The 1,270-nt window shown below is 34.6% G+C and carries 1 protein-coding gene; it reads left to right on the top strand.

Features of this window, described 5'->3' with window-relative positions; all coding sequences use genetic code 11:
* Window positions 1–46 precede the first annotated feature (46 nt).
* Window positions 47–1,270 (top strand): BspA family leucine-rich repeat surface protein (locus tag SMIDD26_RS13025; protein ID WP_134990205.1); only part of this gene is annotated, 1,224 nt, incomplete at its 3' end.

Here is a 1,270-nt window from a genome sequence, read left to right as displayed (position 1 = left end):
GTATTTTTTAGTACCTTTAAAATAAAAATAAAAGAGAGGCGATTCAATGAGAAAGTCATATCGTGAAGTGAACGGAGAAAAGGTATTCCGTTATTCTATTCGTAAGTACCATTTTGGTGCAGCAAGTGTTGCCGTTGCAGCATTAATGTTTTTTGCTAATGGTGCGGTTAAGGCAGATACTTTACCAGTATCATCTGCTACGGCTAATACTGAAAATGTAACTGAAGGTGTATTGACTGGCTTGAAAGATAATATTGAACTAAAAGCAGCTATTGAACCAAAAGCTGACACTGAAGGTTTATCGACTGGCTTGAAAGATAATATTGAACCAAAAGCTGTGACTGAAGGTTTATCGACTGGCTTGAAAGATAATATTGAACCAAAAGCTGTGACTGAAGGTGTATCGACTGGTTTGAAAGATAATATTGAACCAAAAGCTGCGACAGAAGGTGTATTGACTGGTTTGAAAGATAATGTAGAATCAAAAGTACAAATGACTGGATTACAAGAAAAAGTGAGTGCGTTACAATCAGAAGTGAATCGTATTCGTGCAAATGAAAAACATAAATTACAAATTGAACAAGCTGAAAAATTAATTGAGGATGCAAAAGACTTACAAGCTTTAAAAACAGCTACTCAAAAAGAAGTAGACGCAAAAGTTAAAGAAATTAAATCACTAACTTTTATCTTAAAATCAATGAAAGCGGAAGAAACTGTAAAACCAAAGAAAAACAGTGATAGCCGTAATGATAAAAAGATGCAAGAAGGAACTGGTTTCAGAATAGGCGAAGGAACGACTGAATCAACACCTTCAATACCTCAACCAGAAGGTAACGTGATTGCTCGTGGTGAAGACGGTGTGCCTTGGGAATTATATGGAAACGGGTATCTATTGTTTAAGCCAGAAGTTGGTAAGGATACGTTGACGAATAATTCTGGTGAATCTACTTGGAAAGATAATTATGGTGAACAAATTAAGCATGTTGGTTTTGCGGATAAGGTTTATGCGCCTGAAAATAGTAGGTATATATTTTCTAAATATTCTTATACTAGTAATAAAATAGATAGAAAATTCAACCCGTTAACTTTTGATACTATGCATTTTGACACAAGTAAAGTAGCAAATATGGGTGCTATGTTCTATGGTATGTCTAACATAACTAACTTAGATGTGACGCATTTTGACACAAGTAAGGTAACGAATATGAGTTATATGTTCCATGGTATGTCTAACTTAACTAACTTAGATGTGACGCATTTTGACACAAGT

Source organism: Streptococcus mitis (genome assembly GCF_001579035.1).
Classification (GTDB): domain Bacteria; phylum Bacillota; class Bacilli; order Lactobacillales; family Streptococcaceae; genus Streptococcus; species Streptococcus mitis_J.
This window is presented reverse-complemented; position numbering and strand designations above follow the sequence as displayed.